A 25,833-nucleotide genomic window follows, 5' to 3' on the forward strand; every position below is an offset into this window, starting at 1 on the left:
GTTGAGCTAGTACCGCACCGTGGCGCCTGAACGTAGCACCTTCGTCCCCCTGCAAGCCCTGGTATTGGTCGGGGGGCTTGTGGCCGTCTGGTGGCTCCTGCCGCTCGGCATCAAGGCCTTTCTCCGCGTTACCTTCTGGGAATTCCAGGCCCCCAGCTATTACGCCACCTCCCAACTGCACGACTTGCAGGACTACTGGGCGGCGCGCGTGAAGAGCAAGAACGACCTCATCGAGGCCAATATCGACCTCGCGCGCCTCAACGCCGCCTACTCGCTGCGTAACCAGGCCGCCGAAGCGACCGCCGAAGAGCTGCGACGCATCGAAGAGCTGCTCGACCTGCCGCCGCTACCCCGCCACCGCTACGAAGTCGCCCGCGTCGTGCGGCGCGACATGAACGCCTGGTGGCAACGCATCATCATCCGCAAAGGCTCGATGCACGGGCTCGAAGTGGGGCAGGCCGTCGTCTTCCGCGGCGGCGTTGTGGGCCGGGTGAGCGAAGTCTACACCTACACCGCAGCGGTTGAGCTGGTCACGAGCCGGGAATTCCGTGTGGCCGCGCACTTCGAGGGCGACCCGCGTCCGGTGCAGTTCCAGGGCGGGCTCAACGCCACCTTTCACGCGCCCACCGGGGAGGTCAGCACGGTGCCGCCCGATAAAGGCGTTTCGCTGGGGCAACCGCTGACGCTGGTCAGCTCGCGGCTCGGCGGCGTCTTCCCCGACGGCCTCAAGATCGGAGACGTCTACCAGCTCGATCCCGGGGCCGACGGGCTCTTCCAGAGCGGCCTCGTGCGCCTGCCCGATGAGTTGCAGAGCCTCGAAGAGGTGGCCGTGCTCATCCCCCTGCAGCCCAGCGAAGAAGCCGACATCCCGACTTTGCCCACCCGATGAGCGGACGCTTCCAGCTCCTCGTGCTGCTGCTCTGGAACTGGCTGGGCCTGCAGATCGTGACGGAGGTCAACCACTACCTGAGCGCCTTCGGCATCGCCTTGCACCTCGATCTGCTCTGGCTGCTCTTCGTCGCCCTCAACCTTGGGCGCAAGGTGGGCCTGCTCTATACCGTGCTCTTCGGCCTGCTGGCGGAGGCGCATCTAGGCGGGCCCGATGGCATCTGGATCAGCCTCTACCTCGTCTTCTGGGCGCTGCTGGTCACGCTGCGCCGCCACATCCAGCGCGATTCGGCGCTGCAGATGCAGTTCCTCTCCGTCTTTCTCCAAGGGCTGTTGTTTACCCTGCTCTCGGTCTTTCTCGCGGGCGGGCAAGCCGACACCTTTGCCTACTGGCAGCGCATCCTGATCGAAGGTGCGCTCTCGCTCGTCGCTATCTGGCTGCTCTGCGTGCCCTGGGCCGCCCTCCAGTACCGCCTCCTGCAGTCCCTTGGCTGCGACATCTTTGCCGACGTGCGGACGGATTGAGCAGTGGGCATCCAGCTTCTGTAATCTTGATCTGTGGTGCATTCTCCTTTGCTTCAGCAGATTCAGAATCTTTAATGGTGCGTGAACGCCGGAGCCTCTTCACGGTCTAAGGCGGAGAAGGTCCATGACGGTCAATCAGAATGAAGACACCGGTTCGGGTAGGCGCCTGTATCTCCTCTACGGGATCATCGCGCTCTGCATGATCATTCTCGTCTCCGGCCTGGCGCAGAAGCAACTGTTCCAGAAAGAGGATTACGTGGAGCACATGGAGCGGCAAAATTACCGCCGCATCATCCTCCCCGGCCCCCGTGGCAATATTTACGACCGCGACGGTCGCCTGCTGGTCGGCAACCGCCCGCTGTTCTCCGCCGTCGTCTATCTCAACGACTTGCGTCGCGAGTTCCGCGAGGAATACATCCGCATCGTGCGAGACGCGCGCGAGCGCCACCTGACGCTCGACCGCATGGAGACCAACCTCACCGCCCGCCGCAACGTCGTCCAGCGCTACCTCGACGACATCAATGCCGTGCTGGGTTCGACCGATCAGGTGGATTCGCGCGAGATCGAGCGCCACTTCCGCCAAAGCCTGCTGCTGCCCTTTCAACTCAAGAGCGACCTCTCGGGCGAGGAATACGCGCGCCTGATCGAGCAGGTGCCGATCGACTCGCCCGTCCAGATCCTGATCAGCAGCACCCGTTACTATCCCTTCGAGGCGGCGGCGTTTCACACTCTCGGTTACGTCTCGTCCAGCGAGGAGTTCGAGATCGGCGACTTGCCGGGCGACGACCTTTTGACCTTCCGCGCTCCGGCCTGGATCGGCCGTACGGGGCTCGAAAAGGAATTTAACGACCAGCTGCAGGGAGAGACGGGCACCGAGATCTGGACCGTCGACCCCGGCGGCTTCCAGTACGACCGCGTGGAATATGTCCAGCCCCGCAAAGGCAGCGACCTCGTGACGAGCCTCGATGTCGAAATGCAACTGGCGGCGGAAAAAGCGATGCAGGGCAAGACCGGCGCGGTCGTCGCCCTCGATGTCCGCTCCGGCGAGGTGCTGACGCTGGCCTCGATGCCCAATTACGACCTCAACCGCCTCACGCCCTTCATCAGCTTCGATGTCGACGAAGAGATCCGCGAGCAGGGCGGCTGGATCAACCGTGCGACGCAAGGCCTTTACCCGCCCGCCTCCACCTTCAAGCTCATTACGGCCATGGCGGGCCTGCGCAGCGATCACCTCCATCACGACACGGTGATCAATTGCCCGGGCTACCACCGGGTGGGGCGCCGCGTCTTCCACTGCATGAAGCGTTCGGGCCACGGCGACGAGTCCCTCAGCGATGCGATCCGCGACTCCTGCAACGTCTACTTTTACCAAAGCTCGCTCGACATGGGGATCGACGCGATCGTGGAAGAAGCCCGCCGTTTCGGCCTCGATACACGCACCGGGATCGACGTGCCGGGTGAGACCGGTCGCATGCTCGTGCCCAGCCCCGCCTGGAAGCAGGAGCGCCTCTACGAATCGTGGTTCGATGGCGACACGGCCAACGTCTCCATCGGGCAAGGCTACCTGCTCGTCACGCCGCTGCAGATGGCTACCTTTATCACCTCCGTGGCACGGGGCCGGACGATTACGGTGCCGACGATGCTGCACTACCCCCATGGACGTTCGGAGGAAGAGATTGGCGGCGAGCCCATCGGCCTGCCGGAGGAAGACATGGCGGCCGTCTACGAAGGTATGATCGAGGCAGGGCAGACGGGGACGGCCCGGCGTGCCAGCCTCGACGATTTCCCGGCCGCCGGCAAGACGGGCACCGCTCAAGTCCGCAAAGACGGCAAGCCGACCACGCTCGCCTGGTACGTCGGGTTTGCACCGGCAGACAACCCGCAGGTTGCCATTGCGGTGATGATCGAAGGGGTGCCCGAAGAGACCGACTATGGTGGCGGCTCCACCGCCGCCCCCGTTGCGCGCGAAGTCTTCCGCGTCTACCGCGACAAGCTCCAGCGCCAGCAGCCCGCCGAGTCCCCCGCGACCCAGGTGGCAGCCTATTGAGTTTACTGAAATGGACCCGTACAGCAGAGAGCCGCCCCCAGAGGGAAAGGGGCGGCTCTGCAGAGAAGGACTGTCAGCAATATAGACGTCCTAAAGGGTCAAACCTTGAAATTTCTGAGGAGTTTCGCAATGCCTGGACTATAGTGCTTTTCCCCTCCGAGCACAACCTGAATGGCTTTTCTTAATTCCTCAAGGCCGTAGGTTTTTTCGACGTAGCCGTCGGCCCCGTAGCGGACGGCGAGGCGCAGGCTCTCGTTGTCGACCGTGCCGGTAAAGAGGATGATCTTGGTGCCCGGCAGCTTGCGGTGGAGCAGGGTGAGGATTTCGAGCCCGTTGACCTCCGGCATACGGATGTCGACCACCACCATGTCCGGCTTCAGCTCCAGACAACGTCGCATGGCTTCGGCCCCGTCTTGGGAGTAGCCGAGGTAGTCGATCTCGGGCATGGTCTTCACATACTCCTCAAAGAGATCGCACAGCAGTGCTTCGTCTTCGATAAAGTAGAGGCGAGTCTTGGGGGCCGATGGGCTTTCTGCGTTTTGGCTCATGTCTCTGCAACGGGTCGTCCCCGCTTAAGGGATTTAAGGGTAAGATCGGCGGAATTACACCATTCGTTAATCGACTAATCCGCAATTTTCACGGACAGCGCGGGGGGAAATACTTTATCCTTACGTTATTCCAGGCCATAAGCCCAGCTTAAAGGAGGCCGTCGGTGTCCATCGCTTCTCCACCTATAACCTTGTCGACCGTGCGCCGCCAGCGATAAAGGGGAAAGTATTTCTCTTTGCGCAGGTGTTTGTGCAGCGCCTTGGCATCGCGTTTCTGCATCATCAGCTCTTCCACACCCTCGGCCTGACAGTTGAGCAGCTTCAGATAGCCCTTGTACTCGCGGGCGTGGCCGATCACGCGACTCCAGCCCGGGCCCGGCTCTGCGCTTTCCTCCCGGGTGCGGCGCTCCAGCACGAGGAAGCTGTAGGGCAGGGAGCGCAAGTCGATGCCCAGCCATTGGCCGAAGCGCGCCCAGTGCCCCTCCGTAAACGCCTCGACGGGCGCCCGCCCGAAGTGGTGGCACCAGTGGCGATTGTTCTCCTCGGTCAGCATCCCGCAGCCGGCGGCGTGGGTGCAGGGGGCGATGGGGCGGAAGTCCTGCATCAGCGCCTCGCGCAGTTGGATGAGCGCGCGGCTCTCGTCGTAGGAGCCCGGCTCGACCCAGACCACCGCCTGGGCCTGCGCCGCGACATCGAGCAGGCGAGCCCGCCCCGTCGCGTCCAGCTCGTTGAGCACGTGCGAAACGAGTAACACGCCTCCGGTCACGGCACTGGCGGCGGCTTCGGGGCTCAGTTGGCGGATCTCCGGCTGGGGCAGGGAGACGGTTGCGTATCGGGCGCGCAGGCGCTCTTCCGCAAAGCGCATGGCCCGCGCCGAGCGGTCGCTCACGATCAACTGACTCCACCCCTCAAAGCCCATGTGCTGCAGCCAGCGCCGCAGGGCAATGCCGGAGCCGCAACCCCAGTCGACCACAGGCACGTGGCGCGGTGCTTGCCACTGGCGCAGGGCCAGCTCGCGCAGCACGGCATCCCACTTCCAGCCAATGCGCTCGGCAAAGGTCAGGTCGTAGGCGGCCAGGTCGGCGTCGTCGGTCCAATAATCGGCTTCGCCCGCCGTGCGTTCGAGGAAGCGCGCGCGCAGCGTCTCCAGCCGGGCGTAATCAAGCTCGTCCCAAGTCATCATCGGTTACAGGGCTACGGGCGAGAGAGGCTCGTTCCGTTCCAGGCGATGCTTGCGTACACTGGTCTCCACCTGCAAGAGGCTTTCGCGCAGGATGTCGCCCATGCGCTCGCATTGCAGGAATTTGCGGTTCTGGTGCAGGTCGGCCAAGGCGTTTTTCAGCTCCGCCACCTTCTCCGGGGCGGAGAGCTCGTCTTGCCGCATGCAGCGGATGAGGCGGCTGACGCGTTCGTGCGCGAGGCCGATGCGCCGGTAGATCACCGCCTGCTCCTCGCGCTGGTATTGCCGGGCAGTCTGGACGTTGAGCACGTTGGTGCAAAAGGCCACCAGCGGGTTGTTGTCCTTGAAGAACTGGGGGCGGTAAAAGTTGAGGCGACCGCTGTAGCTCTGCTGGTCGAAGTCCATCGCGCGGATGCGGATCTGCACCTCCTCGAAGTCGGGCGTCACATCGAAGACGAAGTTATAGCTGCGCATGTCGCCCAGCAGGCGCACGAAGCAACGTTCGTTGAACTTCACCAGCTCCTTGGCCAGGCGGATCTTCTTGATGTGGTGATCGGCCATCCAGCGGTTGATGAACACGTCGCCCGGGATGCCCACTACATGCTCCTCCACCAGCACGTCTTCAGCTACGAGGTAGTGCATGCGGTTGGGCGTCAGCAAGTGCTCCAGCTCCAGGCCGTAGATGCGCGAGGCGTCGGCCCGCTTGATGTAGTAGTAGTCCTGGTTGTCGTTGTAGGCGTTGACGACGCGGATGCGGAAGGGGTTGCTGTTGCCGAAGACGCAGTAGTCCACCCGGTCGACATACAGTTGCTCGACAAACGACATGTCGCCCTCGGTCTTGAGCATGGCGTACATGGCGGTGAGGTGCTTGTTGAGCCGCTTCCACACCTCCGGCCGATAGATCACGGTGCGCCAAAGGGTATCGCGCATCATGTGGTCGTAGAGCGGCATGGCCTCTTCCCACTCGGTGAGCCGCGAGTACGACACCGGGAGCTTGAAGGTGCGCCCGTATTGTTGCAGGTAGTCGCGGAGGCCGGCGCCGACCGGGTAGATCGGCTTTTTATTGGTCACAAGCTGCATGGATCTCATACCGGGCATAACAGGCCGGGGTGCTGTGGTCAATCCAGTGGCTTTAGTCTCGCCAACGGCACACCCTTTTCCAGTGTGGAAAGCCATGTTGGCGCAGTCTCTCGCTTTTCCGCTTCTCGCCGCCTGGCAGGCCAATCCCACCTTCAACGCCGTTGTCGAGGTGATCCTGACCTCTCTCGGCGTGCTCGAACTCATCGCGGTGGCCGCGTGGTTCGGCTTCAGCATTGCCCGGCTGCGCGCGCGGCACTGGTCCAACACCTTCTGGAACATCATGGTCGTGGGCTCGGGCATCCTGCTCTTCATCCAGGTAGCCCTAACGGTCGTCTTCACCTGGTGGGGGCTGCGCACCAGCCAGGATCAATACGAGATCACCCTCCAGACCCGCGAAGAGCTCGCCGCCGGCCACGTGACTTCGCTCGACCGCCAAGTCCGCCTCTCGGTGCCGCCCGGCTACATTGCGCTTTCCGACGAAGGCAAATACACCCTCCACCTCCAGCTGCAGAACGCGATCCTGGAGATGACGCTGGCCTCCAACGTCAAGGCCGAGATGGGTCTCGATCTCCAGAGCTATGCCGACTACGAGGTGCGTCGCCTGCAGGAAGGCGGCGACCCCATTGAGCTGGTCAGCAGCGAAGCCACCGTGGTCAACGGCCTGCCGGCGATTCGCCAACGCTTTCTGATGGACTACAGCGGCTTCCGCCAAGTCTACCTGCAGGCGGTGATCGAAGGGCCGGAAGAGTATTACCAGCTCGTGCTCAAGACCATCCCCGGCCTCGAAACCAGTGCCGTCGAGCACTTTGAGCGCATGCTGGAAGAATTTGAGGTAGTGGAAAAGTAAAAAAGCGTGTGCTTGAGAGCGGTTGCCTCTTGCTTTGTCAGGGGTTTTGGCCCTAGCTGAAAGCGTCGTTTAAACGGCCTCCGATTTAGTAGTTCTCTTCCGCTCTCACCATGAAAAGCTCACCGTTTCTCGCTTCCCTTCTCATGCTCCCGGCGCTGCTTGGCGCAGCCGTCGATATCGACTTGATCCTCGATGGGGATCAGGCTGTCTTCTCCCAGACTTATGAAATCGTGAGCGGCAGCTCCAATGCCATCGATTATTACACTTGGGCTACGGTGGCCGATTTCAGCGTAACCGAAGCCAGTTCAGCGTGGTCGATCACGCTGAGTGCACCGGAAGGTGGCTATTTTCAGTATGTTCCGCCGGTGAGAGACCCTGAGTCGGGCTACACCGATTTTGGGATGTCGTTCTCGTTTACTTGGGCCACTGATGATTTCTTTACCGGTCCTCCTACCAGTTACTATGGTTTCACCGCTTCTTTTGGAGGTGCCAGCGATAATTTTGCAGAGATCGACCCCCCGGGGAGCGGTTTCGTCCGACGTACATCATCCAGCACCGGAGGGACAGTCGCGCTCTTTGGTAATCTGGGCGGCGCATACGTGCCGGGAGAAGAATATACCTTTGAAAGCGTGACCCTCACCGCTTCGATTCCTGCCCCCCTCCTTTCCAACCTGAGGTTGGCGTCGGTCAATGGGACCAACGGAGCCGGAAATTTCTACGGCCGAGCCAGCACCGCCAGCCAGTTCGAGTATCCGGTACAGCCCGAGCCCGACCAGTTTTTCTTCTACGTCGCGCCGCCGCCCGTCGTGCCCGAGCCGGCACATGCCGCGCTGGCGGGTGGCCTGCTCGCGCTGTTGGGGGCGGCGGTAATGCGCCGCCGCCGAGGCTAGGCTACTCGGCCGTCTCTTCCGGGCCGCTCGGTGCCGCAAAGGTCTCGAATTTACCGTCGCGGTAGACAAAGAGCAGCGGTGTCAGCCGATCTTCGCTGCGCGTCCAGGCATCGACGACGAGCTCTTTCAGGCGCTCGATCCCGGCAGCATCCTCGCTGCCGGTGACGACCAGCGTATCGCGCGTCGGGATCGCCACCACCGGCTCGCCCTTTACCGGTAGGCGCCCGCTGCTCCAGATCGAATCATAGAGCACCAGACTGGCGTCGAACGAGCCGTCGGTCAGCAGCGAATAAGTGCCGTTGCCGCCACTCTGCCTCACCTGTGGGTAGCGAGCCCGCAGGTTGGCCAGCGCCTGCTCGTAAAGCCCACCGGCCTCCAGCTCCAGCGCCGCCACATCGGCCTTGGAGAGGTAGCGGATGGTGTGCTCGCGGTCTTCGGCGTAGAGCACCACCAGCTCGTCATTGAAGTCGTGCTGCGCAAAGTCAGGGAACGTCGTCCCTGCCTGTGCGGCGCGTTCCCTCATCGCCTCCAGCCAGGCCCGCCCTTTCACCACCGGCACAATCCGCTCCACCTCGACCGGCCCCAGTCCGATGCCCAACGTATCGAGCGTCGACGTGATGTTCTGGACGATCTGGGCGTCCTTCTGCGCAGGAGCGGCCTGGTATTGCGCATAAAGGCCGTCCAGCGGCACGAGGGAAGGCGTCCCCTCTCGGTCGACGATGCGCACCTGCAGCTCACCCGCCGCCTCGACCTGCAAGTCTGGCCGCGCCTGCTGTAGCACCGTCATGTAAGCCTGCCCGAACTCAACCGGCGAAAGCACCTCGCCCGATGCCTCCGACTCAGCCTTGGGCCCGCAGCCCAAGAGCAGGCCGCCCAGCAGCCCCAGCGTCGCCCAACGTGTCCAATTCCGTGCCTTGTGCATCCGCCCGAGCATGGGCCAGTGGCGGCAAAGGACAATGCTGGAGTTGGTGGGGCAGGGCCTCGTCATCAATCAACTGGAGACGGCGGATCGGCAGGTGCCGCCATCTCTTCTTTGGTTGGTAGCCCTAGAAAGACTGGGAGTGTGATCGCCTCTCCTGCCACGAATTCGACGGTCAGCCGGCTCTGATCTGCATTCAGGTGCATGTCCCGGATTTTGTAATCACGCAGGTCGGCGTCCGAAGACAAGTCCAGCGCGGTGAAGAGAGGGAAACGCGCTAAAGGTTCGCCAAATCGGTCGATCTCGATGGAAATCTGCGCGACTCCCAAGACCAGAGGAGGACTGTCGAGTACCGCCCGTAAGGTGTAATCTCCCGATTGCTTCTCGTAGAGACGTTTCTCGCTGCAGGCTGTCCAGAGCATCGCGATGCAGCCTATCACCACGAGGGCGATTGCGATCTAGATCAGCCCTTTTCTTCTCCGTTTGGATGCTGTAGGCATGGTTCATGTGATTATGGGCGCGCGGATGCTTGCGACGAGCCGTTTTTGCCCTTGCGACCCTCTTCCGGAAATGGCTTTTTAAACCCTTTCGCGTCCTGCCGTTTGTAGGGCAGCTCGCCAACCCGAAAAGACACATCCCATGAAACAGATGACCCCGCTCGAGGAGTTGCGACATTCGGCGTCGCACATCCTGGCCACCGCCGTTCTCCGGCTTTATCCGGAGGCGCAGCTCGATATCGGACCGCCGACTGACAACGGCTTCTACTACGATATCGACCTCGATCACAAGCTCACTACCGAGGACCTCGAGAAGATCGAGGCCGAGATGAAGAAGATTGTGAAGGAAAACCAGCGCTTCGAGCGCCAGGAGGTGACCCGCGAGGAGGCGACCGAGATCATCAAGAAGTTCGGTCAGGAGCGCTACAAGATCGGCCGCCTTGCGGACGTGCCTGAGGGCGAGGCGATCAGCTTTTACCGCAACGGTGATTTCATCGACCTCTGCGCCGGCACGCACGTCAACTACACCTCGAAGGTCAAAGCCATCAAGCTGCTCAGCATCGCCGGCGCCTACCACCGTGGCGACGAAAAGAACAAGCAGCTCCAGCGCATCTACGGCACCGCTTTCCCGACCAAGGACGAGCTCGAAACCTACCTCAAGAACCTGGAAGAAGCCCGTCAGCGCGACCACCGCAAGCTGGGCCGCGAGCTGAAGCTCTTCCACATCGACGACGCGGTGGGGCAGGGCCTCATCCTCTGGACGCCCAAGGGCGGCATCATTCGTCAGGAGTTGATGAACTTCATCAGCGAAGAGCTGCGCCAGCAGGGTTACGACCAGGTCTTTACGCCCCATATCGGCAAGCTCGGCCTCTACCGCACCAGCGGCCACTTCCCCTATTACAAGGAAAGCCAGTTTGCCCCCATCGTCGAAAACGACGAGCTGGAGCACCTGGCCCACGAGGGCTGCTCGTGCGCGCAACTGAGCAACATGGTCGATAAGGGCGAGGTCGACGGCTTCCTGCTGAAGCCGATGAACTGCCCGATGCACATCAAGATCTTCGACAGCCAGCGCCACAGCTACCGCGACCTTCCGATCCGCCTCGCCGAATTCGGCACGGTGTATCGCTGGGAGCAGAGCGGTGAGCTGAACGGCCTGACGCGTGTCCGTGGCTTCACGCAAGACGACGCCCACCTCTTCTGCACCGAAGAGCAACTGGGCGACGAGATTCGCGGCTGCCTCGACCTCGTGAAGAAGGTGTTCGGCACCCTCGGCATGAACGACTACCGCGTGCGCCTCAGCCTGCGCGACCCCGACAGCACCAAGTATGTCGGCCGCGCCGAAGCGTGGGACAAGGCCGAAGCCGCCCTGCGCGAAGCCGTGCAGGTGCTCGGCGTCGCCTACACCGAGGAGCCGGGCGAAGCCGCCTTCTACGGCCCGAAGATCGACTTCGTGGTGCGCGACGTGATCGGCCGCGAGTGGCAGCTCGGCACCGTGCAGGTCGACTACAACCTGCCCGAACGCTTCGACCTCAGCTACATCGGGGCGGACAATCAGGAGCACCGCCCCGTGATGGTCCACCGCGCGCCCTTCGGCTCGCTGGAGCGCTTCACCGGCGTGCTGATCGAGCACTTCGCGGGTAACTTCCCCGTCTGGCTCGCCCCCGAGCAGGTCCGCATCCTGCCGATTACCGACGACCAGCTACCCTTCGCCGAAGAGGTGCGCAAGAAGCTCAACGCCGCCAAGGTGCGCGTGAGCATCGACGACCACAGCGACAAGTTTGGCGCCAAGGTCCGCCGCGCCGAGCTGGAGAAGGTGCCGTACATGTTCGTGATTGGTAAGAATGAGGCCGCGGAAGGCCAAGTCACCATCCGCAGTCGCGTCAACAAGTCCCACGACGGCGCCCGCCCGGCCGACGAAGCCATCGGCCTCATCCTCACCCAAATCGCCGAAAAGGCGCTGCCGGTGATCGAGGCCAAGTAGTTGGTGAGGTCGGACGGTTAGAAATTAACCAGAGAAGGCAGAAAATTCAGAAAAAATGAATGAAGAGCACAAGGACCTCATAGATGCGGTTCGCCAAACCGGCTACGAGGTCCATGTGTATTTCAAAAACGGTTTTCTGGAAAAGGTCTATGAGAATGCCTTGGCCAATCGTTTGAGAAAGCAGGGATACAAGGTCGAACAGCAGCGGCAGTTGATGGTTTACGATGAAGACGGCTCCATTGTCGGTGAGTATTTCGCCGATCTGTTGGTGGAAGGCGTTTTGGTCGTTGAACTCAAGGCTGCCTCTGCATTGGCCGATGCCCATGTGGCCCAAGTGCTTTCTTATCTGAAGACCTCTCGTCTACGCCATGCCGTTTTGATGAACTTCGGTGCGCCCAAGTTTCAGGTCAAAGCTTTCATCACGTAGCCGTTTCTCTGCTTTTTCTGCCCTTCTCTGTTTTTTCTGGTTAAAATACTACTCCCGCATCCCCAACAACCGTTCGACCAGGGCCGGCACGAGTTCGCTGGCGGGGCCTTGGTGGTATTCCTGGAATTCGTGTTCGTTGGCGGGAGGGTCGAGCGTGAGGCAGATGGTGTGCGCTCCGGCTTGGTGCCGCGCGATCTGCACCAGCCCGGCGGCGGGATACACGACCCCGCTCGTCCCGATGGCGATAAACAAGTCGCAGTGCTCGACCTGCTCCACGATGTGGTCGAGGCCGAGCGGCATTTCGCCAAACCACACCACATCGGGCCGCAGCGTGCCCACCTCCTTGCACGCCGGGCAGGCATGTGAGGCATCGAGCTCGCCCGGCCAGTCGCGTTCGGTATTGCAGGCGGTGCAGCGGGCCCGGGTCAACGAGCCATGCATGTGCCAGCATTGGCGGCTGCCCGCGCGCTCGTGCAGGTTGTCGACGTTTTGCGTGATCAGCGCCACGTTGCCGCCCCGATATTCGCGCTGCAGACGCGCGATCGCCTCGTGCGCCGCGTTGGGGCGGATCTCCGGGCTCTGTAGCTGCTGCCGCCTCTCGTTATAAAAGCGGTAGACCAGCTCCGGGTTGGCCAGAAATGCCTCGGGCGTGGCGACATCTTCGAGGCGGTGGCCCTCCCACAGGCCCTCGTCGCCGCGATACGTGCGGATGCCGGACTCCGCCGAAATGCCCGAACCGGTCAAGATCACAATATGCTGAAACATGGCTGGAAGAGAGGAAGGTGAAGCCCGATTCGCTCACATTTGCTGGCGGATGTCCAACCGCTTTGTCGAAGCCGCTCTCGCCCTGCGGACATAAAAAAGCCCGCCGACCACAGGGGCCGACGGGCGAAAGGGTGCCGTAGGGCGGGCCTACTCGACTTCGAGCGAGTCGAAGATCAGGGACTCCAGTTGCGGGGTCTCGATGATCACGTGGTAGACGCCGGCGTTGATGCTGTCGCAGGTGCGGAGGCGGGTCAGGCCCCACTCACCGCGCTCGGTCGGCTGGAACACCACATCGTCGTCGCACACCAGCGCACCGTCGGCCGTGTTGATGATCGTCATCTTGGCCGGGATGGGCTCGTTGGATCGGCTCTGGTAGCGGAAGTTGAGGCCGTAGCGGTCGCCCACGCCCACCGAGATTTCAAACGGGAACTGCGTGAGGCCCGAGCCCTGGAGGTCCACATAGCCCTCGCCGGTATAGCCGGGCACGCTGGCGGCGCGGTAGCCGGTGGCTTCCTTCTGCCCCTCGGTCTGGAGGGTGAAGGCGGCGCGCACGGTCTGGATCACACCCACATACATGCGGGCAGGCTCGCCGTTGGGCAGCTTGGCGTTGGGCCCCAGTTCGACCGTCTCGCCGGGCAGGAAGCGCTTTTTGCGGAAGCGGTAGCCCGTCTCGCCGTCGTCGGTGGTGAAGAGCTTCCAGCCGCGCGAGTCGATCCAGTCGCTCATCCACGCCGGGAACTCGGTCACGCGGGCGTCGAGGCCCACATGCACCTCGGTGTGGTCTTCCACGCGGAAGCGCACGCGCAGGTCCGGGTTGTCGGCATCGGCCTGCGGGAGCTGGATCCAGTCGGCATCGCTGAGGCGCGATTCAAACTTGGCGATGGCCGGGCCGCCGTCGCTGTAGAGCGGCTGACCGGCACGGAGGTTGCCCACCGCACGCACGCCATCGGGGCGCTGGCTGCCGCTGGCGACAAAGTCGAACACTTCGGCGGCCGGGGGCGGCGGGAAGCGGCGCTCGGCCAGCAGGGCAATCGGCAGGGTGGGGAGGGTCACGGCGTCGCCCGCGCTCACGCGCTTGCGCACCAGCGAAACGGCTTCGTCACGCGCCGAAGTCTCCAGTGTAAAGGGCGTGCCCTCCCAGTCGGCGAACTCACCGGCCAGGCTGGCGTCGACCGCCGCGTAGAGGTTGGTATCGACGGCCACGGAGAACGACACGGCCTGCTTGCCAGCCTTGGAGGGCAGTTGCAGCCAGTCGGCTTCGCGCAGCTCCCAGGAGAGGTCGGTCAAGGTGGTCGGCTGGTCGATGTGGAGCTTCACGCCCGTGTCGAGCCAGGTGCGTGCAGCGGCTCCCTTCACGTCGCGGAAGAGCGTGGAAGGCGTCGGCGCGGCGATTTTCACCGGGCTCTTGCTGGCCACGGCGATGGCGGAGATCACGGCCTGCCCGGCCTCGATCTGCGGGAAGTGGACCACCAGCTTGCCGTCCTTGGCCTGGGCGGTCACGGTGCGCTTCAAGGCCTTGGCGCGACCGGCTTCAGCGAAGAGGTCGAGCCTTTCGAGCACTGTCTCGTCGTTGATCGCCACGTCGAACAAGCGCCAGCCCTTGGACTGGGTGTTGCCGAGGCCATACCACGGTTCGATGAAATACAGCTCCACTTCGTAGGTGCCGTTGGGGACTTCGAAGACGTATTGCAGCTCCTGCCGCCCGTAGCGGAACGACTGGAAGAGCGCGTCGTCGGAGGTGCCGAGCACGGGGTCGAAAATGCGGCGCTTGCTGCCGAAGCGCGGGTCGACGTTGGCGAAGCGGCTGCCCCAGGAGACGGAGCCCCAGGTGTCGCCCTCTTCGTAGACGCGGTCTGCCGCCCAGACACGGCCGGCGTGGTCGGCAAAGGCCGGGCCGCCAGCGTTGACGCGGTAAAGGTAAGTCAGCTCCTGCTTGGCTGCGGTCGGCTCCTTCTTCGGGGCCGGGTCGAGCTTGGCAAGGGTGTCGTCCTTGGGCAGGTGGTGGAGCGTGATCCAGTCGCGCGCCACCACTTTGCCGTCGATGCGGCCTTCGGCGTAGAGCAGGTTGGTCTGGATGTCCGCGCCGTCCCACTTGAAGTGCGTGCCGGGCCCGTTGCGCGTGCGCTTGCCCAGCGAGCGGGTGCGGAAACCGTTGTACAGCTCCACCTCGTCCACGTTGCCATAGACGACGATGCCGTCTTTCGCGCCCGGTTGCACCCAGCGGTCGGGCCAGGTGTGGGACGAGATGTAGACCATCGGTTCGTCGCTGCCCTCCACGTAATTGCTGCGATACATGTAGAAGGCGTCGAGCGGCTCACCCCAAATCGTTTGCAGGCCCTTGTTGTTGGCCGGGCCGATCTGGTCGAGCGGGCGGATGCCGTCGGTCGTCTGCTGGCCGAGGGCGCCCACGTTGCGGCCCGGGTTCTGGTGGGTGGTAAAGGGCCAGAGGAAGTGCCCGATGATCTGATCGCGGACCTTTTCGGCCTCGCCCAGCTTGATTTCGAGCAGGCCGGTCATGCGGTCTTCGGTCAGCGGGGCGTCGTCGTAAAAGCCGCCTTCGGAGTGGGCGTCGATGCTGCGCCAGGCGCCGTATTCGCCCACCATGCGCTGGCGGATCAGCTCCTCGCCATACTTGTAGGGGTCGCCGCCGTATGTGCCCGACCAGTTTTGCGGCACATCCCAGTCGGTGCCTTCGCCGCCGTTGCAGGTGACGATGGGGCGCTGGACGCTCGCGGTCGGGTCCAGCTCGCGGATGATCTCGACGCACTGCTCGGCAAACCATGCGGGTAGCTTGCTTTCGTTTTGCAGGCCGTAGAGGAAGATCGAGGGGCTGTTGCGGCGTTCCTTGATCCAGTCGCGCAGGAGAGCCTTGTAGTTGTTGTAAAAGTCTTCCTTCTCAAACCAGATGTGCGCGCCGAACTGCGTCCACCACAGCACACCCTTTTCGTCCCAGTGCTCGTTGAAGCGCAGATTGTGCGGGTGGTGGGCATCGCGGAAGGTGTTGAAACCGGCGGAGAGGATCTTGCTCACCCGGGCGTCGACCTGCTCGTCGGAGAAGGCGTGGCTCTGGCCGAGCAAGTGCTCGTAGTCGGCGACGCCGCGCACAAAAAAGGGCTCGCCGTTGATCTTGAGCGGCTGGCCCGGCTCGCCGTGCACATCGGGCCACTCGATATACCGGATGCCGAAGCGCGTTTGCGTGCGGTCGACTACCTTGCCGCCTTCGATGATCTCCGTGACCACCTGGTAGAGGTAGGGATTCGCGGGCGACCAGAGCTGCGGATTCTCCAATTTGGGGAAGTCTTGTGCCAGCTCGGTCGTGGCACCGGGGCGGAGGAAGGTCTTGGTCTCGACTTCGGCCACCGTCTGCCCATCGGCGTCGACCAGGCGATTGCGGATGGTGAAGTCGCGGCGCTCGTCGCGGTGGTTGCGGACTTCGGTCGTCAGGTGGACGTTCTCCACGTCTTTCCCGTTCCAGGCGTGCACACCAAAGGGCGTCACGCGCAGGGAATCCGTCACGACGACGGAGACCGGGCGGGAGATGCCGAAGGGCTGCGTGCCTTCGGAAAAACCGTAAGCCAGCTCACAGCCGCCGCAGACCCAGGGCAGGTCGCGGATGCCCTCGGGGTGATCGGCGCGGACGGCCACCGTGTTGGGGCCGTCGTAGTCGATCACATCCGTGACGTTGAGCGTAAAGGTCGTGAGGCCGCCGCCGTGGTGGCCGACCTGTTTGCCGTTGACCCACACCGAGGCATAGGAGCCTACGCCCTCGAAGAAGAGGAACACCTCGCGGCCATCGTCTTCGGGCTCGAGCGTAAAGGTGTTGCGGTACCAGGCCGAGCCGTGGAACACGCCGTGTTTCACCTGGCGGAAGCCCTCGTAGCTATCCCAGTTGTGCGGCACGCGCACCACTTCCCAGCCTGCGTCGTCAAACTCCGGCTGCTGGAAGGCCTGTTGCTCTGCCGAGGTATCTTCGGTGGCGACGGTGCGCCAGCCGTCGAGCAGGTAGGCTTGACGGCGCGTGTCGGCATCGGCCAGCACGGTGGAGGCCAGCGCCCATCCCAGGGCACCGGCTAGCATCGTTTGGGTAAAAGTCATGTCTCTATTGCTCGGCGGGGAACTCGAATTTCACGTCGTCGATCTGGAATACGGCGCGCTTGGCGCGTTCGTCGGCCCCGGGCAGCTCGTGGCCACCGGCGCCGCGTCGGCGGTATTCACCGGTGCGGAAGGTCATGCGCTCGACTTGCGGGATGTAGTCGCTGAAGTAGGCGTCGCGGTAGAGCGTCTCCTTGCCGTTGACGAGGATGCGGAACTTTTCGGTGTTTTTCTCGGGGTTGACCCAGATGGTCAGCTCCGACCACTCACCGGCCTGGTAAGTGCCGGCGTCTTTCCAGATGCCCTCATGGCGGGCTTCGATCTTGCCGTCGGCGGTCAACGCCACCTGGACGGGGCGCATGCCGTTGGGGCCGGTAAAGTCGATTTCGAGGCGGGCGTCGGTCTGCTCGGCCTTGAAGTTGAAGGTGGTCTTGACGCTGCGGCTGGCCGGGAAGGCGCGGGTGGCGCTGGCGTAATCGTAAGGGTCTTCGTCCACCAGTTGCAGCACGCGGCCATGCGTCTCATCGGCCTGAACGACGGTGACGGGGGCCCAGACGGGGCGGTAGATGTTCCAGAGCACCGGCATCTTGTTGATGTTCGTCTGCTCAAACTCGTCGTTGGCGGGCACCGGGGCGTCTGCGGTGATGGGGGTGGGCGTGCGGCTCACCCAGAGGTCTTCCTTGTTCACGCTGTAGGTCAGCCACAGGTCGTTGCCCGGCGGGTTGCCGTTGCCTTCGGAGATGCCGCGCACGTATTGCGGCCCCATGTTCTTGTAAAGGCCGGGCCAGCGTTGCACGGGCAGTTCGCCGTGGATGCTCAGCAGCTGGTCGAAGTTTTGGCCGTCGTCGCTCAACATCACGGCCAGCGGGTGGCGCAGGCGCGTGGTGGGGTTGTAGACGAGCGCATACTTGCCGTCGTCGGTCTTTTGCGCCCAATACTTCGAGCCGTTGACCTCCAGGCCGGGGATGAAGCCCTTGCGCTCCCAGGTCTCGCCCTCGTCGTCGGAGATCGAGGCCTGCGCGTCCTTGGCCAGGCCGACGACCTTGCCGTCGGGGCGGTGGTAGGTCATAAAGGCCTTGCCCTTCACGCGGTAAAAGCCGTCTTCGGCGCGGTCTTCCTCCCACCATTGGGCGGTGGCCAGCTTGTCGTTGAGCAGGGCTTCGCAAGCTTCCTTGAAGGCCGCATCGCCCGACTGGGTGTAAAAGGGATACTGCTTGGCCTTCGCTTCGTCCCAATTCGGGCCCGAGTTGTAGCGGATGAAGTAGATCGGGCCCAATTCGCCATTGGCCTTCACCTCGCGCACGACCCGGCCGATGCCGCTGCCGTCGTTGGGGTTGGGGGCCTCGCCGTGGAAGCCGGTGGCGAGCAGGCGGCCATTGGGCGCCACATACCACACCATGCGCTGGTGCGTCAGCGTCCACGAGCCGTCGGGCAGCTGGTAGGCGGGGAAGAGCAGCTTCGGCGCGCTCCAGTTGACGCCGTCGAGCGACGTCATGAAAGAGGTGTCGGTCGGCGTGTCGTGCTCGTTGACGGCACCGCTGAGGTAGGCGAGCAAAAACTTGTCCTGCCAATAGGCCAGCATGGGCGCGTGCAGGTAGGTATGGTCGAGCCCGTCCTGGTGCTGCGGCTGGGTGCGGTTGGCGCGGTAGACCTGGATGTTGTGGGTACCTACGGCCCAGCGCAGGCCGCCGTCGGCATTGGTGTTGGCCACCTCATCGCCGTTGAAGATGACGGGATGTTCGATTTCCGAAATCGGCTGCGCAGTGGCAGTGCAGCCCGCGAGCAGCGGAAGGGCAAAACAAGAAACGAGATAGGGGAGCTTCATAACGAATCGGGTCAGGGGGATGGACTCGGGTAAACCGCCGCCTACGACGCAAGTTGCGCCGCCAGCTTCAAAGCGGCCAGCAGGCTGCGGGGATCGGAGCGGCCCGTGCCGGCCAGATCGAAATTGGTGCCGTGCTCGACGGAGGTGCGGATGATGGGCAGGCCGAGGGTGATGTTCACCCCGCGCCAGATGCCGAGCATCTTCACCGCGACGTGGCCCTGGTCGTGATACATGGCCACCGCAGCGTCGAACTCGCCGTTCATCGCGCGGAAAAACACCGTGTCGCCCGGGTGCGGGCCGGTGACTTTCCAGCCGCGGCGGCAGGCTTCGTCGATTGCCGGTTGGATAAATTCCTCTTCTTCGCTGCCAAAGAGACCGTGCTCGCCCGCGTGGGGGTTGAGGCCGGCCACCGCGATATTGGGCTCTTCGATGCCCAGGCGCTGCACGGCTTCGCGGGTCAACTCCAGCACCTTCAGGATTCGCTCCGGGCGCACGCGGTTGATCGCCTCGGCTAGCGAAACGTGGGTGGAGACGTGGCTGACCCGCAGCTTCTCGGCCGCCAGCATCATCGTGGCACCCGGGGTCTTGCACAGGTGCGAGAGCAGCCCCGTATGGCCGTCGTAGTGGTGCCCCGCCTTGTTCAGCGATTCCTTGTTGATCGCAGAGGTGACGATCGCGCCTACCTGCTTGGCCAGCGCGGCCTCGGTGGCCGTCTTGATGTATTCGTAGGCGGCCTGGCCGGCGGGCGGGCTCACCTTGCCCAGCTCGAGCGTGGCAAGATCGACGTTCTGGAGGTCGAGCACTTCGATGTGGTCGGCATCCGGCGCGGCGGCGCTGAAGTCGGTAATGGCGCGGATCTCGGCCTTGCAGCCGGTATAGCCGGCGGCGGCGCGCAGGGTCTGGGCATCGCCCACCACCACCGGGCGGCAGATGGCGAGGATCTCGGGATCCACGAGGGCTTTGGTGATCAATTCGGGACCGGTGCCGGCGGGGTCTCCCATCGTCACGGCCAGGATCGGCTTGTTTTCAGGCTTCATGCGCGTAGCAGCTGGGTATTTAACGTCTCAGGCCAGGCATAGCTGCCCGGCTTGAGGGTTACAATAAAATGGGAAGCGGATTTCGGGGCGAGGCTGACGACGCCCGGCGCCCAGCTGCCCGCCATTTCGAGCTGGTGCCACTGGAGGCGGTCGAGAATCGCGGCCGCCGTCGAGCCTCCGGCGATCACGAGGTGCTGGAAGGCCCACTCGCGGTAAAGGTGCGCCACGGCCCCGCTGAGGACTTCCGCCGCGCGTTGGGCGAGGGAATCGGAGGCAACCCCGCGAGCGTCGGCGGCGATCACCACTGTCTGTCGCTTTTCGAGCAGGGAGGCGATACCTGCCAGAATCGGCGGTGCGGGGTCTGCACCCACGGGCAGCGGGAAAAACTTCGCGCCCCGGCTGATCGCCAGCTCGCGCCACGCATGCGTCGCATCCGCAATCGAGCCCAGCACGATGAGGGCAGGGGAGGGCACGGTGGGGGGCGGTACGACGACCGGAGGCCGGCAGCCCTGTTGGCGCAGCAGTGCGGCAAAAAACTCGGCCCCGCCTGCCGCCAGCGTCTGGGCGTCGACTTCGCGAGCCCACGCGGTCACGTCGGCACTCGTGGCGGTTTCGCCCACGACGAGGCCCTCGCGCGCGGCGCGGCCTGGTTGCCCGAGGTGGACCGGGTGCGGGCCGAAGCGCTGCAGCAGCTCCGTCACCTGGGCTGTCGTCGCCGGGTGGCGCGGGTCACGGGCAAAAGGCGTCTGGTGCAGCGGCACGCCGTCGACCAGGTAGGTGCCGTCGATGATCTGGCGGCGCAGTCCCGGGTTGGCGGGCACCAGCAAGGTGCGCTCGCGGCCCAGCCACGCGGCCATGGCCGCACACTCTTCGGCCACCGCGCCGCGCAGCACGGAGTCGGTCTTTTTATACCAGAGCGCTCCGGGGTGCGGGCTCAAGCCATCGAGCATCGCCCCCAGGCGTCGGGTGGCCTCGTCCGGAGCGTCGAGGCGGGTATCGGTGTCGCCCACCACCAGGTCGGCAGTGGGGTCGAGGCGGGGCTCCGGACCCCGCACGACGAGGGATCGCAGGCCATGCGCCTGCCCGATCGCGGCGATTTCGGCCGCGCCGGTCAAGTCGTCGGCCACGGCGATCACGCGGCTCATACAGGGTTCGGGCACTGGCGGCGGGCGGCAAGGGCCTGCACGACAGTGTCACGCTCGGCTCCTTCGAGGGTCAGGAGCGGCGGCAAAACGTAGGGTTGGCACAGGCCGTCGACGCACATGGCTGCCTTGAGGGCGGCGAGCGACTGGCCGAGGGTGCGGTTTTCCTGATAGACGAGGCTCAGGTGGTCGAGCTGGTCCTGGCAGGCCTTGGCGCCTTCCCAGTCGCCCTGGGCGGCGAGCGTCTCCAACTGGTGCCACAGGGCCGGCTCAAGATTGCCGGAGCTGGGGACCAGGCCGTCGAATCCGGCCTTGAGGGCCTCGACGGAAAGACGCGCGGCGCCCATGAAGACCGAGAAGTCGTCACGTTGAGCCAACGGTGCCACCAGCTCCAGGCGCCCGGGCGTCGCCTCGGAGTCCTTGAAGCCGATGATGCACTTTTCGGAGGCGAGCGCCTCGACCACCTCGACGGGGATCGACATGCGCGTGGCCTGCGGGATGTTGTAGATCATGATCGGCCCGTCGATCTCCTGGCAGAGCAGGCGGAAGTAGGCGATCATCTCGTCTGGCTTCAGCAGGTAATAGGACGGCAGGTGCGCCACGACCGCGTCGACCCCTTGCTTGAGGTATTCGCGGGCGGCAGCGATCGACTCGAGCACGCAGTTTTCGCCGATCCCGGCAAAGACGGGCACGCGGCCTTCGGCGGCCTGCACGGCGATCGCCACCAGCTCGCGGCGCATCCGGCCGGGGATCGAGGCGGCTTCGCCCGTCGTGCCGAGCACAAAAGCGCCGAGCTTGTTCTGGGCCAGGCGGTCGACCAGGCGGGCGGCGGCTTCGCCGTCGAGTTCGCGGTCGGCCGTGAATGGGCTGATCATGGGCACCACGGTGCCTCGGATTTTTTCGGAACGGGTCATTCCATGGCCTTTTGGTAAATCATGGCAGCGTCCTCCACCGTCAGCGGGCGGGGGTTGTTGCGGAGTAAGCGGGTAACGGTCATCGCGGATTCGGCCATGCGAGGGATGGCGTCGGCCGGGACACCGATTTCGGAAAGGCGACGGGGTATCTGGCAGGCTGCGCACAGCTCTTCGAGCGCCACGATGCCGGCTTCGGCGGTGGCGGCGTCGCTGCCCTGGTCTTCCACGCCGAGCGCGCGGGCGATGTCCGCATAGCGTTTGGGGGCCGCCGGGAGGTTGAAGCGCAGCACGTGCGGCAGCAGGAACGCGTTGGAGAGGCCGTGTGCGATGTGGAACTCGCCGCCCAACGGGTAGGCGAGGGCGTGCACGGCGGCGGTATTGACCGGGCCGAGGCACATGCCGCCGTAGAGGCTGCCGAGCGAGACGGCGGTGCGGGCGGCGAGGTCGTCCCCTTGCTCAAAGGCGCGGCGGATGTTGGCCCCGATCAGGCGCACGCCCTCCAGCGCGTAGATGTCGACCATCGGGTGCGCGTGCAGGTTGGCGTAGGCTTCGATACAGTGGACCAGGGCGTCGATGCCGGTGGTGGCGGTCAACGCGGGCGGCAGGCTCAGCGTCAGCTCCGGGTCGACGAAGGCGGCGTCGGGCACGAGCCAGGGGCTCACGACGCCCTTTTTCAGGTGCTCGCTCTCGTCGAGCAGGATGGCGTTGGGCGAGACTTCGCTGCCGGTGCCGGAAGTGGTGGGCAGGCACACGAGGCGCTTGTTGCGGCCCTTGAGGTTGCCGATGCCGAAGGCTTCCTTCACCGGTTGCGGGTTGTCGGCCATCGCTGCGATCAGCTTGGCGATGTCGAGTACGCTGCCGCCGCCGAGGCCGACCACCGTATCGGCATGGCTCTCCTGGGCGCGCTGGCGCAGGCGTTCAAAGGTGGCGACGTCGGGCTCCGGGGGGGCATCTTCGATCACCGTCACGCTCATCCCGGCGGCTTCGAGGGCTTCCTTCACGGGATCGGCCAGGGAGCGGATGAACGAGTTGGTGATAAGGAGGACGGAGCGCGTCTGGTGTCGCTGGAGGTAGGCTGGCAAGTCTTTGCGGCAGCCCGCCCCGAAGGCGAGGTGGCCGACTTGCAACAGCGTGAGAGGAGAGATCGTTTCCATAGGAAATCAGGCCGCCGTTTCGCTTTGGGGGCGTCGACGGAAGGTGTATTGCTCGATGTCGTCGGGGCGGTAGCCGCCCGCAATGAGGCTGACGATGTAGCCCACCCCGAAGAGGATGATGTGCCCGAAAATGCCGATCAGGATCGGGTTCCAGGTAAAGTTGAGGCCGAGGTCCATAATGCGGCTCTCACCGCCCTGCGTCAGGATGCCCCAGCCGGTAAAGATCATGCAGGCCACGATGCCGGCGTAGCAGCCCGTGCGGGTCGCCTTGCGGGTGAGGAAGCCGAGCAGGAAGAGCCCCAGCGTGCCGCCGGAGAGGATCGCAGCGATGACGACCCCGCGCTCCATGATGGAGGCGATGCCTTCCTTGGGCACCAGCAGCAGGGCGACGCCGGCGGAGATGAGGCCCGCGATGGCCACCATCAGGCGCCCGTAGAGCAGTTGCTCGCGGTCCGACATCTCTTTGCGGAAAAAGCCGATGTAATCGCTCGTGATCACGGTCGCGATGCTGTTGAGGTCGGCGCTGATGGACGACATCGAGGCGGCGAGGATCGCGGCGAGGATCAGGCCCACGATGCCTGCCGTCATCTCGGTAACGATGAAGTAGGGCACCACGTCGTCGGCCAAGGCAGGGGCCGGGTGCCCGGTGAGGTGGTAATAGCCCCACAGGCAGGCGCCGATAAACATGAAGACCGCCCAGACGGGGATGCAGAGGAAGGCGTTCCAAAGCGCGCCACGGCTGGCCTCGCGGTCGGTCGATGCGATGAGGTAGCGCTGCACCATATGCTGGTCGGCAATGTAGCGTCGGCCCCAGTTGATCGCGTAGGCGAGCATGAAGAGCCACTGCGTCGTCAGCGCCGGATCGGTCAGAGACTGGAGGGTAAAGCTGAAGTCGCCCAGGTTGAGCTTGCCGCCTTCCCAGGCCGCCTGCACCACTGCGCCGGGAGGCCCGGCCTCGGGGGCCAACAGGAGGCGCGCGAGGATCAGCACCGCTGCGCCGATAAAGATGCCGCCCTGCAGCACGCTCGTCCACACCACTGCCTTCATGCCGCCGATCATGGTGTAGAGGATCGTGAAGATACCGATGCTCAGGATCACGTAGCGAATGTCCCAGCCGGTCATCACGCGCACGGCTACGGCGGTCGTGACCAGCGTCAGGCCCAGATCGAAGATCCGGTCGCAAAGAAAGCCGAAAGAGGAGTAGAACTTGCCGCCCAGCCCGAAGCGTTTGCCGATGTATTCGTAGGCGCTCAGGCCCACGGTGTGCCGGTAGAAGGGCACGATGTATTTGGCCACCACGATGAGCACCAGCGGCAGCATCATGTTGCCGAGCAGGAGGATCAGGCCCTTCTGGAAGGTGGTGCCGGGCAGGCCGACGATGGTGCCGCTGCCGATGATCGTCGCCATCAACGTCATGGCCACGGCCCAGGCGGGCATGGTGCGCCCGGCGATAAAATAATCCGCAGAGCTTTTGGAGCCGCGGGAGGCCCACAGGCTCAGGCCGGCTACGATAATCGCGTAGCCGATGATGACAAGATAGTCTAGGGTTCCGAGGGACACAGGTGGATTGGGGGCTTAAGGGGTAACGCTGACAGGGGGTAACACAGATCCTGTGCAGCTCTCATGCAATGTTATTTCATGAAAAGATAAAGACAAAATCCTGTATTTCATGAAAAAATAAGGCCCGCGCGAAGGCGGACCTGAAGCGGGGCTGACGGGCGCAAATGAACCCTACAACTGCGCGACGGACTCGCGTTCTACCAATGAAGGTGAAACCAGAATGCGAAAACTGAGGTTTTCCTGAGGGTGACGTATCCGCCACAGCAACTGATCGACTGCGCGCTGCCCGACGACTTCGGGGTGCACGTCGATCGTCGTCAACCCGGGGCGCAGGTCCATCAGCAGCGGCATCTCGTTGTTGCAGGAGATCACGCTCACGTCTTTACCCACCTGCAGGCTCCGGCGCTCGAGGGCGGAGTAAAGCTGCACCGCGGTGCGGTCCGACGGGACGAAAATGGCGGTGGCGCGACGCTCGGCGGGCACGTTCATCCACTGGTCGACCAAGGTCTCCACGTGCTCCTGCGAAGTGGTCGCCGGCAGGGGCCAGGAGATGAGCGGCGGCGGCTCGACTTCGAGGGCGCTGGTCTCGAGGCTCAGCCGCTCGGCGGCCACGAAAAAGCTTTGCTTCAGTTTCTCGAATTGCGACTGCCCCGGCTTGGGGTTGAGGAAGCAGACGCGGCGGTGCCCCTTGGCGTGCAAGTGCCTCGCTACCAAGCGGCCGGCGGCATCGGTGTCGAAGTTGCAATGGTCGCCCCGGGCGTTGGGCAGGCGGCCCATCAGCCACACGTGAGGGTAGCTGTAGACGTGCCGCAGCAGGTCGTTTTCTTCAGGGTTGGGCAGGGCACCCTGGTTGGGCCCCTTGATGATGACCCCTTCGACGCGATTTTCGGCCAGAAAGGGCGGGATACGGTCCCCTTCCGGGATGTTGCTGAGCATCAGATTGCGGCCGATTTCGGAGAGGGCGACTTCGATGCCGTGTACGGCAGAGCTCACGACCGGGAGCTGTGCCAGGGTGTCTTGCATGCCGAAGAAAATCACACCGATGTTGCCCACCTCGCTATGGTGAGCGCTGCGGGTGCGTTTGCGCTGCCGCACATAACCCAATTTGGCGGCAGCCTCGTTGACGCGACGCCGGATGTCGATGTTGACGTCGGGGTGCTTGTTAAAGACTCGAGAGACTGTTCCGGTAGCGACGCCGGCGGCCTTTGCAACCTCTGTAATGGTCGCCCGCGGCTTGGAGTTGGGTTTGTTCATCGTGTGAAAGCAGAGGGGCGGGGTTGGCCCCGGATTATGGTTGACAAGGGAGTTAAATGAAAAAGGCTGAAATCTCTGTTATTTCATATGAAATTATAATCCCTGTTATCAGCGAGTTCGGCTACTTTTGGTCGATGCACAATCGTTCTTGGGGCAGAGGGGGTAAAGGAGCGATTCCTGACGTGGGCGATGCAACATGATCACGAAGTCGTTGTCAATTGCGCGCCTAGGGTTATTTCAACCTTCTCTTTTATAGATACT

The 25,833-nt window shown here is 63.7% G+C and carries 21 protein-coding genes; 7 read left to right on the forward strand and 14 right to left on the reverse strand.

From position 1 onward, the window contains the following. The first annotated feature begins 19 nt into the window (after positions 1 to 19). The 3 genes from mreC to mrdA all read left to right on the forward strand — a co-directional run bounded on the left by mreC (position 20) and on the right by mrdA (position 3,460). Positions 20 to 889: a rod shape-determining protein MreC gene (gene mreC, locus Q7P63_11960; GenBank protein ID MDP0500801.1), complete on the forward strand. Its 870-nt coding sequence runs from the start codon at positions 20 to 22 to the stop codon at positions 887 to 889. Beyond that, positions 886 to 1,413, forward strand: coding sequence for a hypothetical protein (locus tag Q7P63_11965; protein ID MDP0500802.1), 528 nt, complete (start codon positions 886 to 888; stop codon positions 1,411 to 1,413). Before mreC ends, Q7P63_11965 begins: the two co-directional genes overlap by 4 nt. 124 nt (positions 1,414 to 1,537) lie before the next feature. Next, the gene (gene mrdA / locus Q7P63_11970) at positions 1,538 to 3,460 is read left to right on the forward strand and encodes a penicillin-binding protein 2 (protein MDP0500803.1); all 1,923 of its coding nucleotides are present in this window, start codon (positions 1,538 to 1,540) and stop codon (positions 3,458 to 3,460) included. 98 nt (positions 3,461 to 3,558) lie between these two features. Here mrdA and Q7P63_11975 read toward each other — a convergent pair whose 3' ends face one another. The 3 genes from Q7P63_11975 to Q7P63_11985 all read right to left on the reverse strand — a co-directional run bounded on the left by Q7P63_11975 (position 3,559) and on the right by Q7P63_11985 (position 6,268). Further along, positions 3,559 to 4,008 (reverse strand): response regulator transcription factor, encoded by a 450-nt coding sequence (locus Q7P63_11975; protein ID MDP0500804.1) that lies wholly within the window; start codon positions 4,006 to 4,008, stop codon positions 3,559 to 3,561. A gap of 148 nt (positions 4,009 to 4,156) precedes the next feature. After that, positions 4,157 to 5,191, reverse strand: a complete 1,035-nt coding sequence (locus Q7P63_11980; GenBank protein MDP0500805.1) for a small ribosomal subunit Rsm22 family protein — start codon at positions 5,189 to 5,191, stop codon at positions 4,157 to 4,159. 3 nt (positions 5,192 to 5,194) lie between these two features. Further along, positions 5,195 to 6,268: a hypothetical protein gene (locus Q7P63_11985; protein MDP0500806.1), complete on the reverse strand. Its 1,074-nt coding sequence runs from the start codon at positions 6,266 to 6,268 to the stop codon at positions 5,195 to 5,197. A gap of 94 nt (positions 6,269 to 6,362) precedes the next feature. Here Q7P63_11985 and Q7P63_11990 point away from each other — a divergent pair, with 94 nt between their 5' ends. Further along, on the forward strand, positions 6,363 to 7,115 hold the full coding sequence (locus Q7P63_11990) for a hypothetical protein (protein MDP0500807.1): 753 nt from the start codon (positions 6,363 to 6,365) through the stop codon (positions 7,113 to 7,115). A 110-nt stretch (positions 7,116 to 7,225) separates the two neighbouring features. Continuing rightward, positions 7,226 to 8,005, forward strand: coding sequence for a hypothetical protein (locus Q7P63_11995; GenBank protein ID MDP0500808.1), 780 nt, complete (start codon positions 7,226 to 7,228; stop codon positions 8,003 to 8,005). A gap of 1 nt (position 8,006) precedes the next feature. Here Q7P63_11995 and Q7P63_12000 read toward each other — a convergent pair whose 3' ends face one another. Then, complete coding sequence (locus Q7P63_12000) at positions 8,007 to 8,993, reverse strand: DUF1444 family protein (protein MDP0500809.1); 987 nt, start codon at positions 8,991 to 8,993, stop codon at positions 8,007 to 8,009. Then, positions 8,993 to 9,346 (reverse strand): hypothetical protein, encoded by a 354-nt coding sequence (locus tag Q7P63_12005; protein MDP0500810.1) that lies wholly within the window; start codon positions 9,344 to 9,346, stop codon positions 8,993 to 8,995. Before Q7P63_12005 ends, Q7P63_12000 begins: the two co-directional genes overlap by 1 nt. Before the next feature lie 217 nt (positions 9,347 to 9,563). Between Q7P63_12005 and thrS the strand changes: the two genes are divergently transcribed. Both thrS and Q7P63_12015 read left to right on the forward strand, forming a co-directional pair. Continuing rightward, positions 9,564 to 11,402, forward strand: coding sequence for a threonine--tRNA ligase (gene thrS, locus Q7P63_12010; GenBank protein MDP0500811.1), 1,839 nt, complete (start codon positions 9,564 to 9,566; stop codon positions 11,400 to 11,402). A 55-nt stretch (positions 11,403 to 11,457) separates the two neighbouring features. Beyond that, positions 11,458 to 11,829, forward strand: coding sequence for a GxxExxY protein (locus Q7P63_12015; GenBank protein ID MDP0500812.1), 372 nt, complete (start codon positions 11,458 to 11,460; stop codon positions 11,827 to 11,829). Between the two features lie 48 nt (positions 11,830 to 11,877). Here the strand turns inward: Q7P63_12015 and Q7P63_12020 are convergent, their stop codons facing one another. The 9 genes from Q7P63_12020 to Q7P63_12060 form a co-directional block, all read right to left on the reverse strand. Continuing rightward, positions 11,878 to 12,594, reverse strand: a complete 717-nt coding sequence (locus Q7P63_12020) for an NAD-dependent deacylase (protein ID MDP0500813.1) — start codon at positions 12,592 to 12,594, stop codon at positions 11,878 to 11,880. A gap of 147 nt (positions 12,595 to 12,741) precedes the next feature. Further along, positions 12,742 to 16,689, reverse strand: a complete 3,948-nt coding sequence (locus Q7P63_12025; protein ID MDP0500814.1) for a malectin domain-containing carbohydrate-binding protein — start codon at positions 16,687 to 16,689, stop codon at positions 12,742 to 12,744. A gap of 4 nt (positions 16,690 to 16,693) precedes the next feature. Next, on the reverse strand, positions 16,694 to 18,511 hold the full coding sequence (locus tag Q7P63_12030; GenBank protein MDP0500815.1) for an exo-alpha-sialidase: 1,818 nt from the start codon (positions 18,509 to 18,511) through the stop codon (positions 16,694 to 16,696). Positions 18,512 to 18,552: 41 nt separating this feature from the next. After that, positions 18,553 to 19,548, reverse strand: a complete 996-nt coding sequence (gene pdxA / locus Q7P63_12035; protein ID MDP0500816.1) for a 4-hydroxythreonine-4-phosphate dehydrogenase PdxA — start codon at positions 19,546 to 19,548, stop codon at positions 18,553 to 18,555. After that, positions 19,545 to 20,693, reverse strand: a complete 1,149-nt coding sequence (locus Q7P63_12040; GenBank protein MDP0500817.1) for a four-carbon acid sugar kinase family protein — start codon at positions 20,691 to 20,693, stop codon at positions 19,545 to 19,547. Before Q7P63_12040 ends, pdxA begins: the two co-directional genes overlap by 4 nt. Continuing rightward, positions 20,690 to 21,604, reverse strand: coding sequence for a dihydrodipicolinate synthase family protein (locus Q7P63_12045; GenBank protein ID MDP0500818.1), 915 nt, complete (start codon positions 21,602 to 21,604; stop codon positions 20,690 to 20,692). Before Q7P63_12045 ends, Q7P63_12040 begins: the two co-directional genes overlap by 4 nt. Continuing rightward, positions 21,601 to 22,758, reverse strand: a complete 1,158-nt coding sequence (locus Q7P63_12050) for an iron-containing alcohol dehydrogenase (protein MDP0500819.1) — start codon at positions 22,756 to 22,758, stop codon at positions 21,601 to 21,603. The genes Q7P63_12045 and Q7P63_12050 overlap by 4 nt, the downstream gene beginning before the upstream one ends. A 6-nt stretch (positions 22,759 to 22,764) precedes the next feature. Continuing rightward, positions 22,765 to 24,318 (reverse strand): sodium/solute symporter, encoded by a 1,554-nt coding sequence (locus Q7P63_12055; protein MDP0500820.1) that lies wholly within the window; start codon positions 24,316 to 24,318, stop codon positions 22,765 to 22,767. A 171-nt stretch (positions 24,319 to 24,489) separates the two neighbouring features. Continuing rightward, positions 24,490 to 25,572, reverse strand: a complete 1,083-nt coding sequence (locus tag Q7P63_12060; GenBank protein MDP0500821.1) for a LacI family DNA-binding transcriptional regulator — start codon at positions 25,570 to 25,572, stop codon at positions 24,490 to 24,492. Positions 25,573 to 25,833: the final 261 nt, after the last annotated feature.

The sequence above is a fragment of the Verrucomicrobiota bacterium JB022 genome, assembly GCA_030673845.1.
In the GTDB taxonomy this organism is placed as follows: Bacteria; Verrucomicrobiota; Verrucomicrobiia; order Opitutales; family Oceanipulchritudinaceae; genus WOUP01.

Bases quoted from the DNA above. Each gene is read 5' to 3' on its own strand.
- mrdA (MDP0500803.1), top strand. From the start codon at position 1,538: ATGACGGTCAATCAGAATGAAGACACCGGTTCGGGTAGGCGCCTGTAT.
- thrS (MDP0500811.1), top strand. From the start codon at position 9,564: ATGAAACAGATGACCCCGCTCGAGGAGTTGCGACATTCGGCGTCGCAC.
- Q7P63_11965 (MDP0500802.1), top strand. From the start codon at position 886: ATGAGCGGACGCTTCCAGCTCCTCGTGCTGCTGCTCTGGAACTGGCTG.
- pdxA (MDP0500816.1), bottom strand. From the start codon at position 19,548: ATGAAGCCTGAAAACAAGCCGATCCTGGCCGTGACGATGGGAGACCCC.
- Q7P63_12005 (MDP0500810.1), bottom strand. From the start codon at position 9,346: ATGCTCTGGACAGCCTGCAGCGAGAAACGTCTCTACGAGAAGCAATCG.
- Q7P63_11985 (MDP0500806.1), bottom strand. From the start codon at position 6,268: ATGCAGCTTGTGACCAATAAAAAGCCGATCTACCCGGTCGGCGCCGGC.
- Q7P63_12060 (MDP0500821.1), bottom strand. From the start codon at position 25,572: ATGAACAAACCCAACTCCAAGCCGCGGGCGACCATTACAGAGGTTGCA.
- Q7P63_12000 (MDP0500809.1), bottom strand. From the start codon at position 8,993: ATGACGAGGCCCTGCCCCACCAACTCCAGCATTGTCCTTTGCCGCCAC.
- Q7P63_11975 (MDP0500804.1), bottom strand. From the start codon at position 4,008: ATGAGCCAAAACGCAGAAAGCCCATCGGCCCCCAAGACTCGCCTCTAC.
- Q7P63_12025 (MDP0500814.1), bottom strand. From the start codon at position 16,689: ATGACTTTTACCCAAACGATGCTAGCCGGTGCCCTGGGATGGGCGCTG.
- Q7P63_12040 (MDP0500817.1), bottom strand. From the start codon at position 20,693: ATGAGCCGCGTGATCGCCGTGGCCGACGACTTGACCGGCGCGGCCGAA.
- Q7P63_11995 (MDP0500808.1), top strand. From the start codon at position 7,226: ATGAAAAGCTCACCGTTTCTCGCTTCCCTTCTCATGCTCCCGGCGCTG.
- Q7P63_12045 (MDP0500818.1), bottom strand. From the start codon at position 21,604: ATGACCCGTTCCGAAAAAATCCGAGGCACCGTGGTGCCCATGATCAGC.
- Q7P63_12020 (MDP0500813.1), bottom strand. From the start codon at position 12,594: ATGTTTCAGCATATTGTGATCTTGACCGGTTCGGGCATTTCGGCGGAG.
- Q7P63_12030 (MDP0500815.1), bottom strand. From the start codon at position 18,511: ATGAAGCTCCCCTATCTCGTTTCTTGTTTTGCCCTTCCGCTGCTCGCG.
- Q7P63_12050 (MDP0500819.1), bottom strand. From the start codon at position 22,758: ATGGAAACGATCTCTCCTCTCACGCTGTTGCAAGTCGGCCACCTCGCC.
- Q7P63_11980 (MDP0500805.1), bottom strand. From the start codon at position 5,191: ATGATGACTTGGGACGAGCTTGATTACGCCCGGCTGGAGACGCTGCGC.
- Q7P63_12015 (MDP0500812.1), top strand. From the start codon at position 11,458: ATGAATGAAGAGCACAAGGACCTCATAGATGCGGTTCGCCAAACCGGC.
- Q7P63_11990 (MDP0500807.1), top strand. From the start codon at position 6,363: ATGTTGGCGCAGTCTCTCGCTTTTCCGCTTCTCGCCGCCTGGCAGGCC.